At 61.8% G+C, this 17935-nt stretch carries 9 protein-coding genes, 1 pseudogene and 1 CRISPR repeat array; of the genes and pseudogenes, 5 read left to right on the top strand and 5 right to left on the bottom strand.

Translation table 11 applies throughout. The features are described 5' to 3' along the window. Positions 1 to 71: 71 nt before the first annotated feature. The gene (locus MTP16_RS00965) at positions 72 to 1124 is read right to left on the bottom strand and encodes a LacI family DNA-binding transcriptional regulator (protein ID WP_243515098.1); all 1053 of its coding nucleotides are present in this window, start codon (positions 1122 to 1124) and stop codon (positions 72 to 74) included. Positions 1125 to 1232: 108 nt separating this feature from the next. Beyond that, complete coding sequence (locus MTP16_RS00960; protein WP_243515096.1) at positions 1233 to 2504, bottom strand: sugar MFS transporter; 1272 nt, start codon at positions 2502 to 2504, stop codon at positions 1233 to 1235. Between the two features lie 175 nt (positions 2505 to 2679). Between MTP16_RS00960 and MTP16_RS00955 the strand changes: the two genes are divergently transcribed. Further along, the gene (locus MTP16_RS00955) at positions 2680 to 3762 is read left to right on the top strand and encodes a LacI family DNA-binding transcriptional regulator (RefSeq protein ID WP_243515094.1); all 1083 of its coding nucleotides are present in this window, start codon (positions 2680 to 2682) and stop codon (positions 3760 to 3762) included. 102 nt (positions 3763 to 3864) lie between these two features. On the opposite strand, the gene paaZ is transcribed toward MTP16_RS00955, so the two are convergent. Further along, positions 3865 to 5928, bottom strand: a complete 2064-nt coding sequence (gene paaZ, locus MTP16_RS00950) for a phenylacetic acid degradation bifunctional protein PaaZ (RefSeq protein WP_243515092.1) — start codon at positions 5926 to 5928, stop codon at positions 3865 to 3867. A gap of 162 nt (positions 5929 to 6090) precedes the next feature. On the opposite strand from paaZ, the gene MTP16_RS00945 reads away from it, so the two are divergent. Beyond that, positions 6091 to 7098 carry a pectinesterase family protein gene (locus tag MTP16_RS00945; protein WP_243515090.1) on the top strand — a complete coding sequence of 336 codons (1008 nt, stop codon included), beginning with the start codon at positions 6091 to 6093 and terminating at the stop codon, positions 7096 to 7098. Positions 7099 to 7189: 91 nt separating this feature from the next. Here the strand turns inward: MTP16_RS00945 and MTP16_RS00940 are convergent, their stop codons facing one another. Then, on the bottom strand, positions 7190 to 8320 hold the full coding sequence (locus MTP16_RS00940; protein ID WP_243515088.1) for a hypothetical protein: 1131 nt from the start codon (positions 8318 to 8320) through the stop codon (positions 7190 to 7192). Positions 8321 to 9078: 758 nt separating this feature from the next. Here MTP16_RS00940 and MTP16_RS00935 point away from each other — a divergent pair. From MTP16_RS00935 to MTP16_RS26055, 3 genes and pseudogenes are all read left to right on the top strand, one after another. Beyond that, positions 9079 to 11964 (top strand): DUF4231 domain-containing protein, encoded by a 2886-nt coding sequence (locus MTP16_RS00935; protein WP_243515087.1) that lies wholly within the window; start codon positions 9079 to 9081, stop codon positions 11962 to 11964. 327 nt (positions 11965 to 12291) lie between these two features. After that, entirely contained in the window at positions 12292 to 13980 is a 1689-nt protein-coding gene (locus tag MTP16_RS00930; RefSeq protein WP_243515086.1) for a TIR domain-containing protein, read from the top strand. Between the two features lie 258 nt (positions 13981 to 14238). Next, positions 14239 to 15159 (top strand): annotated as a pseudogene (locus MTP16_RS26055) (nSTAND1 domain-containing NTPase); the annotation flags it as partial. A 451-nt stretch (positions 15160 to 15610) separates the two neighbouring features. Next, positions 15611 to 17458: a CRISPR direct-repeat array (repeat unit 29 nt; unit sequence ATTTCAATTCCTCCTGGTCCGATTGAGGC). A 204-nt stretch (positions 17459 to 17662) separates the two neighbouring features. Here MTP16_RS26055 and cas2 read toward each other — a convergent pair. Then, a complete protein-coding gene (cas2, locus tag MTP16_RS00920; protein WP_243515084.1) occupies positions 17663 to 17926 on the bottom strand; it encodes a CRISPR-associated endonuclease Cas2 in 264 nt (87 codons plus the stop codon). Between the last annotated feature and the right edge of the window lie 9 nt (positions 17927 to 17935).

Genomic DNA, 17935 nt, shown 5'->3' with positions numbered 1-17935 from the left:
AGGCGGTCCGACCGGTCGTAGCACGAACGAAATCGTTGGGTCTTCAACCGGTCCGACCGGGGCAAACGACGTTACCGCACCAGACTTTCCTGCGAGCGGTGCAGCGAGGAGGTGCGAATCACCAGCTCGGGCTTGAGCATGAGGTGGGGTGGGGTGTAGGCCGGGCCGCGCTTGAGCAGCTGCAGAAACAGGCGCACGGCGGTTTCACCCATTTGCTCAGGGCGCTGGTCGATGACGGTGATTTGCGGCTGCGTCATGGCCGTGAAAGGGTCGTTGCTGAAACAGGCCACGGCCAGGTCCTGCGGCACGCGGCGGCCCTGGTCGCGCAGCACCTCCATGGCGCCCACCGTGGGAATGGCGTAGGCGGCAAACACGGCGTCGAGGCCAGCATCAAGAGCCAGCAGGTGCTGCATGCCCAGGCGGCCGGCCTCGTGGGTGAGAGCGGGCAGCGAGTAGGTCCATTCTTCCTGGTAGTCGAGGCCGTGGGCGCGCAGGGCTTCGCGGTAGCCCAGGTAGCGGTTGCGGCTGGTGTTGAGGTGCTGGGGGCCGGCCAGGTGGGCAATGCGCGTGCAGCCCTGCGCAATGAGGTGGGCCACGGCCCGGTAGGCGCCCTGAAAATCGTCGAGAATGACGGCCATGCTCTGGGGCAGCTCGGGCACGCGGTCGAAAAAAACCAATGGAATGCCCTGGCGCCGCACCTGCTCGAAGTGCTGGACCTCGCCGTGCGTGGTAGCCGATACCGAGATGAGGATGCCTTCCACCTGCGCATCGAGGAAGGTTTCGATGTTGCGCTGCTCGCGCCGCACGTCTTCGTTGCTCTGGCACATGAGCACGTTGAAGCCTTCGCGGGTGGCCACTTTCTCGATGCCGTTCAGGACAGCCGGAAAAAAGTAGCCTTTGATGTGGGGCACCACCACGCCCAGCGTTTTGCTGTGGCCTTTGCGCAGGGCGGCGGCCAGCTGATTGGGGCGGTAGCTGAGCTGCTGGGCCAGCTCGCGCACCCGCTGCTTGGTGCTTTCGCTGATGTCTTTGTGGTCGGCCAGCGCCCGCGAAACTGTTGAGATGGAAAGGTTAAGCTGCTGGGCGAGGTCGCGGATGGACGTCTGTTGTTTTTTTGCAGGCATGGGTCAGGGCATTAGAAACGCAAGGAGAGGCAGCGCTGCCGGCAATGGCCAACGGGCGTACTTTGCCCAAAATAGCCCCAAAACCTGAGCGGACAAGCGTCAGCCGGGTTATACCACGGCATTGCGGCGGCTGCCGCGCAGCCCATACCACACGATGTAGGCGTAGCACAGCACCGGCAGCAGCAGGGCCACGCGCAGGCCGTGGTGGTCGGCCACCACGCCGAACAGCATGGGAACCAGCGCCCCACCCACCACGGCCGTGCACAACAGCCCCGAGCCGGCCTCGGTGTGGCGCCCCAGGCCGGCCAGGGCCAGCGGGAATATCACCGGCCACATAATGGAGTTCATCAAACCCACGGCCAGCAGGCTCCACATGGCCACCGCCCCGGTGGTATTCACCGAAATAAGTAGCAGCACCACCGCCATTACCGCATTGAAGGCAAGTGCTTTGGCCGGCGTGAACTTATTGAGCACGTAGGCGCCCACAAAGCGCCCCACCATGGCCCCGCCCCAGTACAGCGACACGCGCGGGCCCGCGTCGGCCAGGCTGAGGCCCATCACGTCGGGCAGGGTCAGGTAGTTGGCGATGTGCGAGCCAATGGCCACCTCGGCGCCCACGTACACAAAAATGCCCACCACGCCCAGCACCAGGTGCCGGTAGTGCCAGGCCCGCACCGAATCGGCGGCCACATCGGCCACCGGCTCGGTGGGCGGCTCAATCTGGGGCAGGTGCACGCGGCTCAGCAGCAGGCTGATGAGCAGCAGCGCAGTGCCGATGGCGAGGTAGGGAACCTGCACGGCCGTCACGTCGATGGCGGCCGCGCTGGCGGCTGTTGTCAGCTTGGGCAAATGGCTCAGGATAAGGGCGCTGCCCAGCAGCGGCGCCAGCGTGGTGCCCAGCGAGTTGAACGCCTGCGTGAGCGTGAGCCGGGCCGACGCCGACCGTGCCGGCCCCAGAATGGCCACGTACGGGTTGGCCGCCACCTGCAGCACCGTGATGCCCGAGGCCAGCACGAACAGCGCCCCCAGAAACAGCCCGTACACCCGCTGCGCCGCCGCCGGATAAAACAAATACGCCCCCAGCGCGGCCACCGCAAACCCCAGGAGCATGCCCCGCTTGTAGCCCACGCGCGCCACCAGCCACCCGGCCGGGATGCTCATGAAAAAATAAGCCCCGAAAAAGCACAGGTTGATGAGGTTGGCCTGGGCGAAGCTCAGCTGGAAAATGGCTTTCAGGTAGGGAATGAGGATGTCGTTGAGGCAGGTGATGAAGCCCCACAGGAAAAACAGGGTAGTAACGGCGCTCAGGGCCGTGGTGTAGCGCGGCGTGCCCGAGTCGGCAGCGGCCGGGCTGGGGAAGGTGGGGGAGATGGAAGCCATGGGGAAGATGGGCGCGGATGGGGCAAAGGAAACGGCAGAATAAGGCGACATTTACGCCCCGGTTTTGCGTAAGCGCATGGGTGCGGCGCGGGGCTTCGCAAAGATGCTCGGAAATCCAGTGGGCCGGCCAAATCGTTTTAGGAACTTTACCTTTGCCCTTTATTCCCAAGCCAAAATGAGCGAAAAGGTGAAAAAACGCACGCTGATTAGCGACATCGCCGCCCACCTGGAAGTGTCCATTGCCACGGTGTCGCTGGTGCTAAACGGCAAAGCCAAGCAGAGCCGCATCAGCGACGCCGTGGCCGAACGCGTGCTGGCCTACGTGCAGGAAGTGGGCTACAAGCCCAACCAGCTGGCCAAAAGCCTTCGCACGGGCAAAACCCACGTCATCGGGCTGGTGGTGGAAGACATTGCCAACCCCTTCTTCTCCACGGTGGCTTCGCTCATCGAGCGGCAGGCGTTCGAGCGCGGCTACCGCATCATCTACTGCAGCACCAACAACGACACCGAACGCAGCAAGCAGCTCATTTCCATGTTTCGGGAGCAGCACGTCGACGGCTACATTGTGGTGCCCGCCGCCGGCATTGAGGAGCAGGTGGGCGAGATACTGCGCGAGCACACGCCCACGGTACTTTTCGACCGCTACCTGCCGGCTCTGCCCACCCATCACGTGGTCGTAAACGGCGCTCAAGGCACCTACGCGGCCGCCACGCACCTGCTGGCGCAGGGCTTCGCCAACATCGCCTTCGTCACCACCGACTCGGAGCAAACCCAGATGCAGGACCGCCTCGACGGCTACGTGCGCGCCCTGCAGGAGCACCAGGTGCCCCAAACCGTGAAGCGTGTAGCCGTGAGCAAAGACCGCGAAGCCGTCATTGCCGACCTCATGACTTTCATTGAGGGCCACCGCCAATGTGATGCGCTGATATTCTCTACCAACTACCTCTGCATCTACGGCCTAGAGGCCATTACCCGCCTCGGCCTGCGCATCCCCGACGACCTGGCCCTGGTTTCCTACGACGACCACGACCTGTTCCGGCTCTACACGCCGGCTATCACAGTAATAGCGCAACCCGTGGAAGACATCGCCAAAAACGTCATCGACATCCTGCTCGAAGAGCTGAAACAGCGCGCCAGCGAATCGCCGCGCCCCCTGCAGCAGCTGGTGTTGCATCCCACGCTGGTGGTGCGCCAGTCGTCGGTGCGCCGGGCGGCCGGCTCGGCCAAGAAAGCCCGAAAGCAGGAAGCGGCCAACTAGAACGAGGTAGGGGCGGGGCTCGCCCCCGCCCGTCGTTGAACGAAACCCACGTTGGCCGTTCAACGACGGGCGGGGCGAGCCCCGCCCCTACGTTATTCTTCTTTACTCCTGATTTTTCTTTTTGACCATCGTCAGAATCGTGGCCACGGCCACGGTTTCGTTGGTTTGGTCGGTCACTTCCACGTACCAGCGCACGATGCCTTTGGCCACATCGGTTTCGTCGCGCTTTTCCTGGCCGATTTTTTCCTTCACCGTCAAGGTCACACCGATGGTGGTGCCGGGGTACACGGGCTTGGTGAAGCGGCACTCGTCGAGGCCGTAGTTGAGCAGCACGGGGCCTTTGCGCGGGTCCACGAACATGCCGGCGGCCTTGCTCAGAATGTAGTAGCCGTGGGCCACGCGTCCCGTGAAGAGCGTGCCTTCCAGCGAGGTAGCATCCACGTGGGCGTAGAAGTTGTCGCCCGACACCTGGGCGAAGGCGCTGATGTCGGCCTCCGTCACGGTGTGCTTGTGCGTGGTGTAAGTCTGGCCGATTTCCAACTCCTCGAAGTAGTGCATGAAGGGGTGCTTGTCCTTCTCAATCTGCCTGGCCTTGGGCTGATACACCTCCGTGATGGCCGTAATCATGCTGGGCGACCCTTGTAGGGCCACGCGCTGCATGAAGTGCTCCACGCCGCGCATGCCGCCCATTTCCTGGCCGCCGCCGGCCCGGCCGGGGCCGCCGTGGATGAGCAGGGGCAGGGGCGAGCCGTGCCCGGTGCTTTCCTTGGCCATTTCCTCGTTGATGACCAGAATGCGGCCGTGGTTGGTGGCCGCGCCCAGCACGAAATCCTGAGCCGTACGCGGGTCATTGGTGGCAATGGAGCACACCAGCGAGCCGCGGCCCATGTTCACCAGCTGCACGGCTTCCTCGGTGTCGTGGTAGGGCATGAGGGTGGCCACGGGGCCGAAGGCTTCGATTTCGTGCGAGTCGAGGTGCTTGAACGGCTCCTTGTTGAGCAGCAGAATGGGGGAGCAGAAGGCGCCTTTTTCGGCGTGGGCGCCGCGGTCCTGGCCCAGGATTTCCACGTTTTCGAGGTCACCGTACACAATGGGCGTGTTTTTGGCGAGGTGCGTCACTTGCTCGCGCAGGCGCTGTAGCTGCTCGCGGCCAGCCAGCGCGCCCATGCGCACGCCCTCGGCCAGCGGGTGGCCAATGGTGGTTTGCTTCAGCAGCTTGCCCAGCGCAATCTGCACATCTTCTAGCACGTCTTCGGGCACCAGAATGCGGCGGATGGCCGTGCATTTCTGGCCCGACTTACCGGTCATTTCCTTGCGCACCTCCTTCACAAACAAGTCAAACTCCAGCGTGCCGGGCTTGGCGTCGAGGCCCAGCACGGCGGCGTTCAGCGAGTCGGCTTCCATGGTGAAGGGCACGGCTTCGGCGAGGATGCGCGGGTGGGCGCGCAGCTTGCGGCCGGTGGCGGCCGAGCCGGTGAAGGTCACCACGTCCTGGTAGGTCACGTGGTCGAGCAGGCCCTCGCCGGTGCCTACCACCAACTGCAACGCGCCCTCGGGCAGGATGCCGGAGCCAATGATTTCGCGCACCACGGCCTCGGTGAGGTAGGCCGAGGGCACGGCGGGCTTCACCACGGCGGGCATGCCGGCCAGCAGGTTCACGGCAATTTTTTCGAGCATGCCCCACACCGGGAAGTTGTAGGCGTTGATGTGCACGGCCACGCCCTCGCGCGGCACCATCAGGTGCTGGGCCATGAAGGTGCCACCCTTGCTCAGCCCCACCGGCTCGCCCTCCACGTAGAACGGCTTGTCGGGGAATTTGCGGCGAAGCGAGGCGTTGGCAAACAGGTTGCCGATGCCGCCCTCAATGTCGACCCACGAATCGGCCCGGGTAGCGCCGGAGCGGTAGCTCAGCTCGTAGAAAATTTCCTTTTTCTCCAGCAGGTGGAAGGCCAGGGCCTTGAGCATGCGGCCGCGCTCATGAAAAGTCATCTTGCGCAGCTTGGGGTTGCCCACGCGGCGGCCGTAGTCGAGGATGGCTTCGTAATCGAAGCCGCCGGTGTTGGCCAGGGCAATGACTTCGCCGGTGCTGGCGTCGAGGAGTTCCTGCGGGGCGGTGGCGCCGGGCGTCCAGCGGCCGAGGGTGTAATTTTCGAGGGTGGGCGTCATGGGTGGGAGCGGAGGAGGATTGGTGGAAGCCGGCTGCAATGGCCGTTGCGCAAAGTTAGGTTTTTGGCCGGGCCCGCGCGGCTGGTTCGCGCCACGTTGCGCTACTTGCTGCTCCGTTTCATTAGCTGCGGCTTCACGGCAGCGGCTGCCCCATTTTTTGCTATGAATTTTCGCCGCTTTCTATTGGCTGGTAGCCTGCTTCTGGCCAGCCAAAACTCATTTGCCCAAACGGCCCCGCCCGCCCCGGCAACGCCTGCCAAGGTGGAAACCTTCCTAGTGCCCATCCGCCTGACGGTGGCGGCCGACGGCTCGGGTGACTACCGCACCGTGCAGGAGGCCGTGCTGGCCGTGCGCGATTTTATGCAGGTGACGGCTACCATTTTCATCAAAAACGGCACCTACAAGGAAAAGCTGCTGATTCCCTCCCAGAAAACCAACATTACGCTGCTGGGCGAAAGCCGTGAGGGCGTCGTCCTCACCTTTGACGACTATTCCGGCGATGCCGAGAAGCACAGCACCTACAGTTCCTCCACGGTGCGCGTGCAGGCCAACGACTTCACGGCCGAAAACATCACCTTCGAGAACTCGGCCGGGCGGGTGGGGCAGGCCGTGGCCCTGCACGTGGAAGGCGACCGTGCCACCTTCCGCCACTGCCGCATGCTCGGCAACCAGGACACGCTGTTTCCGGCCGTGGAGAACAGTCGGCAATACTACCAGGACTGCTACATCGAGGGCACCACCGATTTTATTTTCGGCGGCAGCACGGCCGTGTTCGACCATTGCGCCATCTTCAGCAAAACGAATTCCTACATCACCGCGGCTTCCACCTCGCCGCGCCAGAAGTTCGGCTTTGTGTTCCTCGACTGCACCCTCACGGCCGCGCCTGAAGCCACCAAGGTCTACCTCGGCCGGCCCTGGCGCCCCCATTCCAACGCGGTTTTTCTCAATACCGACATGGGCGCCCACATCACTGCCGCCGGCTGGGACAACTGGCACGCCCCCAGCAACGAGCAGACGGCCTACTATGCCGAATTCAACTCCCGCGGCCCCGGCGCCAATACCAAAGACCGGGTAAAATGGGCGCACCAGCTCACGGCCAAACGGGCCAGGCAATACACGCTGAAAGCCATTTTCGGCGGTTCGCAGGGCTGGGAGCCCGCCCTAAAGTAGCAGCCGGGAGAGTTAAAAAGCTCCAATTGGGTACGGCAGTCCCGGCGGGCCGGTGTGGTCTTCTCCAAGCCACTGAAAGGCCGGCCCGCGCTCAGGGCGTCGTGGCTGCGGAAATAAGCTGTTGGCCGAATACCTTGCCGTCCTCGCCTTCCAGCCGGGCCACAAAGGACGTGCCGGCTGCCCGCAAGTGGTAGAAGGTCCAGTTGTACCGATGGTTGCCGGCCGGCAGGTAGGGCAGCTGCCTGAGCTCCTCCACCAACGTGCCGTCGGTCAGGCGCACGCGCAGGTGCGCGTTTTTCACCGGCTTGGCCAGGCTGAACGCGAAGGCAAACGGCAGCTGCACGGGGGGGATGTCAACCTCCGCCGTCGCCTGGTTTACCTTCGTTTCCTGCAGCACGTGGCCTTGCGCATCGAGCAGGCGCACCGTAAATTCCGGAAGCTCATCGATGCCCAAAATGGTATTCAGCCCCAGGCGGTAGCGCATCACGCCGGGCGTCAGCTGCCAGCTGCGGGCCACCACGTAGCGCTCGCAGTCATCGGGCCCATACACCCGCAGCGAGGTGACCTGCCGGGTGGGGCTGTGGTAGTTGATAAACAGCCGTTTGGAGAAGACTTTGACCGAAGGACGGTTGTCGGTAGCGCTGCGGGCGTGCACGGCTAGCTGCCCGCTCACGGCGGCCAGGTAGCGCAGCACGTTGGTGGCGCCGCGCAGCAGGGCGGGCGGCACCCGGATGTCGCGCAGGGGTTCGTGGTCGGTGAGCGACCACACGAACATTTGCCCGTACAGTTCGGCCAGCTTCGGGTATTTCTGCAATGAGTCGCCCAGTTGTTGCAGCCCGTTCGGGGCCAGCCCGCGCAGGCTGTACACCGAATTGGCCGCCGGGGCGTGGTCGTGCTGCTCCATGCAAAACCCCCACAGCCGCACCGTGCCGCTGGCGCCCGGCGCCAGCACCAGCAGCCGTTCCTGAAACGTGAACAGGTCCTGGGCTTCGGGGTCGCCGGCGCCAAAGTGCAGCCCGGGGGGCACCCGCAGGCGCAGCTCCTGGCTGGTTTGGTTACGAAGCGTGAAAAACAGGTCTTCGGCGCCGAGCCCGTGGGACCGGGCCTGGGCGGTCACCAAGCGCTGGGCGAGGGCGGGAACTACGTCCAGGTACGGCCGAGGGGCTGCCTGAAGGCTGCGGTGCGTCAGCAGCAACACGGCGAACAATAAGTAAGGTCTCATAAGCATAGGAATGCGGGGCCGGGCTCCAACGCCGGACGCTCCTTGCCTAGTATTGAATAGCAAACTATTTTCATGTATGATTGAAATGTGCAGCCAGGCCAAAGTCTAAGGCCTTGCCCGGCTTGTAATTCTGGTCGACCATTTCTCGGAGTTCTACCTGACAGGCACCAGCCCCTGCCTGTGCAGCTCACCGCCTTTGCTGCCCCGGCCGCCCCTAAACAAGCCGCCGTGCAGCTGGCCTGAACCACAGCCTCGGAGCGAAATAGCGCCTCGTTTGAGGTAGAGCGCAATGTGGGTGGAGTAGCATTTGCCGCCATTGGCAAGGTAGCTGCCGCGGGCACCAGCAGTACCCCCGCGTAGCTGCCAACTGTCTGACAACCAATCGCCAGCTGGTGCGCCATTGCTTTACTACCGCCTGCGACAGGTGGACCAAGATGACACCTTCAGCTACTCGCCCGTTCGCACGGTGGCCCTGACGGGGCAGCGGCCGGCGCATTGGCCACTCAGCTTTGAGTACAGAAAGCGCACCGTAAAGCCCTGCTGTAATAGGATGCGCGTTGGTCAGCTTTTGTTTTAAAAGGTCAATAAATTGTGGATGAATTAATATGACAGGTGTTTTGTAAAAAAAGCACCGCTTGTATAAAAACAGCTAAATAGTTGTAATCTTGTAACTGCTTATTTATAAAATTTCACCAGTTACTTCAATGCCGTCTACCCAGGATGATTCATTTCGGCAAGTAAGATTTTCCAACGGCAATGTGGCCAATCTCGTCACTGGCAATGAGCCAGCGCAGGCCGAAGCGCTGTTGGATACTCTGGATGTCAAGCCCTGCGATTTTGTTTTGCTCCTGATAGGGGCTGCCCCGGAGTCAGCCTCGGTGGCCGACCCGGCGCTGGAGCAGCTGGCGCGCCCGTTGCTTGCGTTGCTGGCCAGCAAGGGCCGTAGCGTGGTGATAAGCACCGGCACCCGAAACTGGCTAACTGTGCCCCTCCACCAGCGAAAAGCCGAAAAAGCCCCGCAGGTATCGTTGCTGGGGGTGGCCCCCGAAGCCCTGGTCTCTTACCCCGGCCACCTGGCCCAGGCGGCTACGCCGGAGCCGCCCCGCCAGCTTGACGGCTGGCATTCCGACTTCATTTTGGTGCCGTCGGGCGACAAGTGGGGCAGCCAGCTGCCCATGCTGCACGCTGTGGTCACGGCCCTGTCCGGCCGCACGGAGCAGGTGCCGGTGCTGGCCCTGCTCGCGGGCCAGGGGCTGTGCATGGCCGAGGAAGCCCTGGCCGTCGTGCGCAACGGCATCCCACTTGCCGTGATGCAAGGCAGCGGCGGCTTGGCCGACGAGATTGCCAATGCGCTGGCCTCCGGCCAAATCGGGTCGAGCAGCGAAGCGGTCAAGGAAATCATTACCGAAGGGCAGATTACCGTGCTTTCGCAAAGCAATTTCCCGGAAGTGGTGGGCAGCCTCGTTGGCCCGGACCGCACGGCGGACGATGTGCTGCGGCAGGCGTGGGAAAATTTTGCGGTATACGACCTCAACGCCAACCGCCAGCAGCGCCAATCCGACCGCATGACGATAAGCATCATCGTGCTGGGCGTGATTGGCGCCGGTTTGGCCGTGCTGCAGCGCGTGCTGTACGGCGACAAGCCCGAGCCCTTTAATCTGGCCTTCGACCACTTAACGCAGGCGGATATTGCCAAGGGAGAAACGTCGGTTGATTACTGGAAATGGCTGCTATACTGCACACTAGTGGTCCTGCCCATCGTGCTGACCATGCTGGTGGCGGCCGCCTACAAGTTCAAGACCAGCTCGAAGTGGTTTGTGCTGCGCGCCGGGGCCGAGGCCCTCAAGAGCGAAATTTACGCTTACCGGTCCCGGGCGCTGGATTACAAACGGAATGCGGCGCAGCAGCTGGCCGTGCGCATGGGCGAAATCGTGAAGCGGACCATGCAAAGCGAAGCCAACAGCGCCCACCTGCGGGAGTACGACAAAGCCCTCACGTTTCCGCCCTACATGGACGGGGCCGCCGGTTCCGACGACGGCTTTGGGTACCTGCCGCCCGAGCGCTACGTGGAAGTGCGCCTGGAAGACCAGCTGCGGTATTTCCGCAAGCGCACCCACAAGCTGGACCGTCAGTTTCGAATTCTGTATTGGCTGACGCTGGTCATTGGCGGCATTACCACGCTGCTGGGGGCCATTAATCAGCAGATTTGGATTGCCGTGACGGTGCCGCTGGCCACGGCCCTGGGCACGTTCCTGAATTACCGGCAAACGGAGTCCAACCTGCTGAAATTCAACCAGGCCGCCGCCGACCTCGACAACATCAAGAGCTGGTGGCGGGCGCTGCCCCCCGCCGGAAAGGCCCGCCAGCGCAACATCGACCTGTTGGTGGACAGCACCGAAAAAGTGCTGCAAACCGAACTCGACGGCTGGGTGCAGCAAATGAAGAACGCGCTGGCCGACCTGGAAAAGCGCTTCGACGCGACGACCCAGGAGGCGCAGGCGTGGAAGCCCAACGTCGAGTACAAAAGCTACACTGCCGAGGAAAAGGCAGCAATTGCCGCCGCTGCTGCTAAGAAAAAAGCGACGGAAGAAGCCGAAACCGCAGCCCAAGCTGCTAAGGCTGCGGAAACCCAGCGCCCCGCGACGCCCGCCCCGGCAGCACAGCCCCCCGCTACGCAGCCCAGCACGCCAGCCGCCGTAGCGCCGAGTGCGTCAGCCGCCACTACTGACACCAATGGCGCTCCGGCCGCGAAGGTGGAAGTTACCGCCACGGTGCAGCCGGCCGAGAAGAGGCCGGAAGCCGCCGCTGCCGTGCCTGCGGCTTTGAACGTCGAGGTCAAAGTGAATGGCTTGGCAACAAACGGCGCTCTCCATACTCATGGACCGATATGGGATTCAAGAGAAATAACGGCCGCGGTTCTGAAAGACACAATAAAAATCAAGAACTATACCTGGTTTGAGGACGACGTGAACATCATCGGCATTCGGTCCACTGTGTATAAGGATAATACGTTCGGAGACCGAATCTTCTGCTGCTGGAAACAGCCCGACTGCCCGCCCGGCTTGCCGCTGATGCAACAGCAGCAGTTCTTAGCGAAGTGGCTATACAAAGACAAAAATGGCAAGCTCATCGTGGCCGATGGCAGTCCCGGTCCCAATACCGAGTTTGCGCTGGCCCAGCTAAAGAAAGATGCGGGCCACGACCGGGTAATGCACTGGCCCGTGACCACCCGCCCCGGCACATACTGGTTGCAGGATAAGAAGACCATAGCCAAAGGTGGATGCGCGGTTCTAAAAGCGGGGCAGTATCCAAAGGCCTATGAACTCGGTTTTCATCTCATTGAAAGAAATGGATACAATCACCCGGCATTACATCAAATAGGCCCGTTGACTATTTACCGCGACCACAATGGTAACGTAACTGCCGAAGAAAGTGGAAAAGAGATAACAGGTAGTGGCTTTGGAATAAACATTCACCATGCCAAGGATATCTCTGCCAATGTAAATGATTGGTCGGCTGGCTGTCAAGTTTTTCATTATACCGCCGAGCATGCCGAATTATTGAGCATTTGCGAGCATTTTAGAAAGAAGAACGGTAATAGATTCGCCTACACGCTGCTGCACGAAGCCGACCTGGTGAGCTAGTCGCCCACTTACCGCCGCGTCCTTCTGCTTTGGCGTAAGGGCGCGGCCTGTGCCAGGGTAAGCTGACCGTGCATCCCAATCAAGCCACCCGCCGCGCCGCGGTGCTGGAGGAAAGCAAGCCGCAGCTAACGGTTATGCCGAGTGCTGCGACGGCCTGTGCCCGCCATGCCGCCGACGCCCCGCCCCCGGCAGTTCTGGGCCGGACGCCCCCGAAGCAACGTGGCACTGCTTCAATGAATAGGCATTGTCTGGTTACGCTCTGGATAAGAGCGACTCGCCTCGCAACTGTTTCGGCCCACCATTTACCCACGTTCTACTACCGCCCGCATGGCTTCCCTGATTCCCGGTTTTGAATACGACATTTTCATCAGCTACCGGCACAACGACGAGGAGTGGATGGCCGAATTCATGCCCAAGCTGCAGCGGGAGCTGATAACCAACATCGGCAAGCCGCTCAGCATCTTCTACGACCGCAGCTTGAGCGGCGGGCTGAGCGATACGCACGAAGTCAGGGCCAGCCTCGACCACCGCGTGGCCAGTTCCGTGATTCTGATGCCGCTGATTTCAGCAACGTATTGTGAAACGGACATGTACTCGTGGAAGCACGAGTTTCTGCCGTTTCTGGAGCAAGCCAAGCGCAGCCCGCTGGGGCTGAAACTGAACTTGCCTGGCGGCGGCCAGGTCAGCCGGGTGTTGCCGCTGCGCACCTACGAGCTGGAGGACGAACAATCACAGCTGCTGTACCAAACCCTCGAAGGCTTCCTGCGCTCCATCGATTTCGTGTATATCGCGCAGGACGTCATCCGTCCCCTCCAGGTCCGGGACGACGACTCGGCGTTTCCCACCGCCAATAAGTTGCTGTACCGCAACCAGCTCAACAAGGTAGCCCGCTCGGTCAAGGACCTGATGGGGGCTGCGAAGCTTGCGGTTAGTAAGGTTGCGCCGGCCGTTGCGGCGCCGGAGGTTACGGCACCGAGCGTTGCAGCACCGAGCATTCCGATACCGGCCGTGGCGGCCGGGCCTGCGCCGGCGGCTGAGCAGCCCGCTGCCCTGCCCGATGCCGCGCCCACGGGCCCGAAGGTGTTTCTGCCCTGGACGGCGCCGACTCTAAAGGCCGGCCGCGAGCAACTGGCGCAGGTGTGTGCCAACGCCGGGCTGAACGTGGTGCCCATCACCGACTGCCCCACCGACGAGGCCGCTTTCCAGCGCGAAACCCGGGCCGCCCTGGCCGAGGCCGATTGCTCCCTGCTGTTGCTGGGCAACGAGTTTGGCCGAACCCTGAAAGAAACGGCTACGTCGTTTTCCATGTTTGCCTACCAGGAGGCCTGCCGCCAAGCCGCCAGGCGGCCCGGTTTTCGGCAGTTTGTGTGGTACTGCCCCGACGCGTCGGTGGCAGTCAACGAAGCGCAGGCCGCTTTCGTGGGCCACATTCGCAACGAGCTAACGGCGCAGTGCACCTTCAGCAGCGCGCCCGATGCTCCGCAGCTGGTGCAGGAGCTGCGCCATGCCCTCGCGCAGCCCGCCCCGCCGCCCGTGACGGTAGCAGACAAAACAGGGCTATGCTTCATTTACAATGCCTTGGATTACGAGGAGGCGCACGCCATTGCGGGCCGCCTGAGGGACAAGTTTGAAGTAAACATGGTCGCTATTGAGCCCGGCAGCCGAGAAAACTACAAGGCGAAGACGGTGCTCGCCATTCCCAAAAGCAAGCTGGCCGTGGTGTATTTCAAGCACAGCGCCGACTGGGCCCTGCCCTTCGCGAAACAGGTGTATCAGTTGGTGGGTGGGTCGGCTTCTCCCACACCCATTTTGTTGATGGGCGAAGAAGACCCGGCACAAAACCACATGCACCGCTACAAGGGGCCGAAAATCGATACGATTATCAAGCCTCATTTGGGGGTGAGCGAAGAAGTACAACGCGTGTTTCAGCAGGTGTTAAAAGCAAACGCGGGGCATGGAAGGTACTGCCTCGTTTCCGGCACGGAAGCGGTACAGTTCCGACTTTATCGTTCGTGAGCGGCGCCAGGTGAAGCCGCTGCTGCGAGCACGTCGGCGTCGAAAATGGCGGTTGGCAGAAGCGGTTAATGCCTTGCCAGACGTGCTTAAAAAGGGGAGCCTGTAGCGCCATTTGCCGCGGTGGGGCCCGGGGTACCGGGCAACCAGGAACATGACCGGCTACTGACGGCAGCCAATGCCTGAATAGCTTGAACCAACGTCCAACATCTGCCGAATCCTCAAATCCTGCTGCCTCAAACAGCTTCTCAAACACGCTGAATGCCTGCTCCGATGGATGTTTTTACCGCTGCCACGTCGACTTTGTTTGGGCTCGACGAACCCATTTGTCCCTATACCGGCCTGCGCACCTTCACCGAAGACGAGGCCATCTACTTCCGGGGCCGCGAGAGCCACATCGCCAAGTGCCTGGCCCTGCTGATGGAGCAGCGGTTTGTGATGATAACCGGCGCCTCGGGCGACGGCAAGTCGTCGCTCGTGTTTGCCGGGATGCTGCCCGAGGTGCGGGCCGGCTTTGTGCCGGCCCGCTACAGCCGCTGGGCCGTGGCCACTTTCCGCCCCGAGCGCAGCCCCCTGCGCAACCTGGCCCAGGCGTTGGCCCCGGCGCTCGGGCTGCCGGACAGCAGCAGCTCTGTGGAAACCGAGTTGGAACAGGGCTTTTCCGCGCTGGTGCAGCTCTACCAGGCCTCGAAGCTGTGCCCCCCGGCCACCCACCCCGCGGGCCCGCTGACGGACAAGCAGCGCCAGCGCCAGCGGCAGGCCGCCAACCTGCTGCTGGTGGTGGACCAGTTTGAGGAGTTTTTCACCAACCCCGAAAACTACGACGGCGACCAGCCCAACACCGCCGCCCAAACCGTGGTGAACCTGCTGCTGGAAACCGCCCGGCTGGCCCAGGCCCAAAACCTGCCCATTTACATAGTGTGCACCATGCGCTCCGACTTTGTGGGGCAGTGCGCCGAGTTTCGGGGGCTGATAGAGCAGGTGGGAGCCAGCCAGTACTTTGTGCCCCGGCTGCTGCGCCACGAGTTTGAGGAAGTCATCAAGGGGCCGGCGCTGCTCAGCGGCAACCGCATCAGCGAGCGGCTGGTGCAGCGCCTGCTGTATGACATTGGGCAGGGCCAGGACCAGCTGCCGGTGCTGCAGCACGCGCTGCGCCGCATCTGGCTGGCCGCCAACCACGGCCGCGAGGAGATGGACCTGCTGCACTACGCCATGGTGGGCGGGCTGAGCGACGCGCTGCCCGTGGCCGACCAGCCGCGGTTCGACGCGTGGCGGGCCACGCTGCCGGCCCACCAGCAGCAGTTTTTGCTCGGCACCCCCGGCCTGCGCAACGTACTGGATGCCCACGCCAACCAGCTGTACTTCGAAGCCAACGACCGCTACAACCGGGACTTCCAGCCGCCCTTGCCGCCGGGCACCGCCGAACGGGTCATCGAGCAAACCTTTCGGGTGCTGACGCGCACCGACGGCAAGCGCGTGGTGCGCAACCGCCTGACGGGCGCCCAGCTCACGGCCATTCTCAACGACGAGGCCCTGCCGTGGCCGGTGGTGTGCCGCATCCTGCGCCCGTTCCGGGAAGAAGGCACCACGTTTCTGGCCCCTTTCCTGAGCGCCGAGGACGGTGCTCGATGTCATTTCAATTCCTCCTGGTCCGATTGAGGCTTTGCCGGTTTCGTTGAGCTGCCAGTCCGTAATCGAATTTCAATTCCTCCTGGTCCGATTGAGGCGGTGGCGCTGATGTAGGGGGCGAGGGTGTCCGCCCCATTTCAATTCCTCCTGGTCCGATTGAGGCCATCGGGCCGGACAATGCCGTGGCCCCCGCGCCTGCATTTCAATTCCTCCTGGTCCGATTGAGGCTCGCGGGTGCCGTCGGCCAGGTAGCGGGCGTAGGTCAGATTTCAATTCCTCCTGGTCCGATTGAGGCACCCAAACCTTTTGCTTGCCGGAACCCTGGCAGGTGATTTCAATTCCTCCTGGTCCGATTGAGGCGTTGGGCAACCGACCCGCGGCGCCCGAACTCGATGAAATTTCAATTCCTCCTGGTCCGATTGAGGCCAACAGCTAAATCAAGATTTAGCGAGTTGCCCCAGATTTCAATTCCTCCTGGTCCGATTGAGGCATGGCCAGCGTCACAATGCAGCCTCGCTCTCCTTCATTTCAATTCCTCCTGGTCCGATTGAGGCCGGCGGCACGGCCACCAGCGCAACGGGCCTGACCGTATTTCAATTCCTCCTGGTCCGATTGAGGCCCCGGTTCTTTTCGTAGGCGGGGAAGAGGAAAGGCTATTTCAATTCCTCCTGGTCCGATTGAGGTCGCCGGTGTTTGCCCGCACCACGGCGGGCTTCGTAATTTCAATTCCTCCTGGTCCGATTGAGGCCGGCGGCACGGCCACCAGCGCAACGGCCCTGACCGTATTTCAATTCCTCCTGGTCCGATTGAGGCGGCATCGTCGTGGTAGACCGCCGGCCCGGGGCAGCATTTCAATTCCTCCTGGTCCGATTGAGGCTGGCCATGATGACCACCTTGAAGCCGTGGCGGCGCAATTTCAATTCCTCCTGGTCCGATTGAGGCTAGCCGGTGCGGACCAGGGCGGAAGAAGCAGAACGGATTTCAATTCCTCCTGGTCCGATTGAGGCCCTCTGGCACTACCTTCAGCGCCAGCTTCAGGGCGCATTTCAATTCCTCCTGGTCCGATTGAGGCCAGCGTGGACAGGGCCTCGGGATTGATTGACACCGTATTTCAATTCCTCCTGGTCCGATTGAGGCTGACGCCGATTTGCACCGGCTCGTAGGCGTTGGTGCGATTTCAATTCCTCCTGGTCCGATTGAGGCGGCTTTCCAGTTGGCAATGAGTTCGGTTAGGTTCAGATTTCAATTCCTCCTGGTCTGATTGAGGCGTGGTGACGGCCGCCGCCAGCGAGGCCGGCTACTGGATTTCAATTCCTCCTGGTCCGATTGAGGCCCTGAGCGTGGCGGCCACGTTCGCCATTGTGCCGCAATTTCAATTCCTCCTGGTCCGATTGAGGCCACTATCACCGGCATCGCGCCCGGCACGGCCGCCGTATTTCAATTCCTCCTGGTCCGATTGAGGCGCGCAGGGCCAGCGCCCCGGCGAAGATGCCCCGCGTATTTCAATTCCTCCTGGTCCGATTGAGGCCATCGGCTTTGGCGGCCAGCGCGTCGGCTTGCGCCTATTTCAATTCCTCCTGGTCCGATTGAGGCAAGAAGCCGTTGCGCAGTTGCTTTAGCTCATACTTATTTCAATTCCTCCTGGTCCGATTGAGGCCGGCGGCACGGCCACCAGTGCAACGACCCTGGCCGTATTTCAATTCCTCCTGGTCCGATTGAGGCCACGGAGCCCCCGACCGAAAAAATGCTGCTCAGGATATTTCAATTCCTCCTGGTCCGATTGAGGCTCTTATCCTTGCGCCCCTTGCGGGTGCTGCGGCCTCATTTCAATTCCTCCTGGTCCGATTGAGGCCCGCCGATTAACACATAATTATACGCCTTACAAAGCCAAGAAAGCACTTTTTGTAACTCTACAAAAACATATAAGTCGTCGCTCATCAATTATTTGATTTACCGTGTATTTAGACGACTTTTATAATCAGTGAGTTGCGAAGAAGGACTGTATATACACGGTATTTAATGGCTGAGCGCAGAATGACCGACGACCAGCGCATCCTTACAAGATATTATCCAACCGACTGCGTTCGCGGCCCAGAACTTGCTTTTCCAGCCATTGCTGGGTGCGACTTTTGAAGAGGATGACGCTGTCCTCTTCCTCATCAAGTAGGGCACGGGCCTTGCTCAGCAACTCCGCGAGCTTGACCTCACTGATTTCGCCTTCAAACACCGAGTTTTGAATCCAGTGCAGGTAGCGACGGCAGAGTTTTAACATGCGGCCTACCCGCTGCTGTTTCACGTCGTATACAAGGATAATGTACATGCCAAGAAG

The organism is Hymenobacter monticola, assembly GCF_022811645.1.
In the GTDB taxonomy this organism is placed as follows: Bacteria; Bacteroidota; Bacteroidia; order Cytophagales; family Hymenobacteraceae; genus Hymenobacter; species Hymenobacter monticola.
The sequence above is the reverse complement of the archived record's forward strand: the minus strand, read 5'-3'. Positions and strand labels throughout refer to the sequence as shown.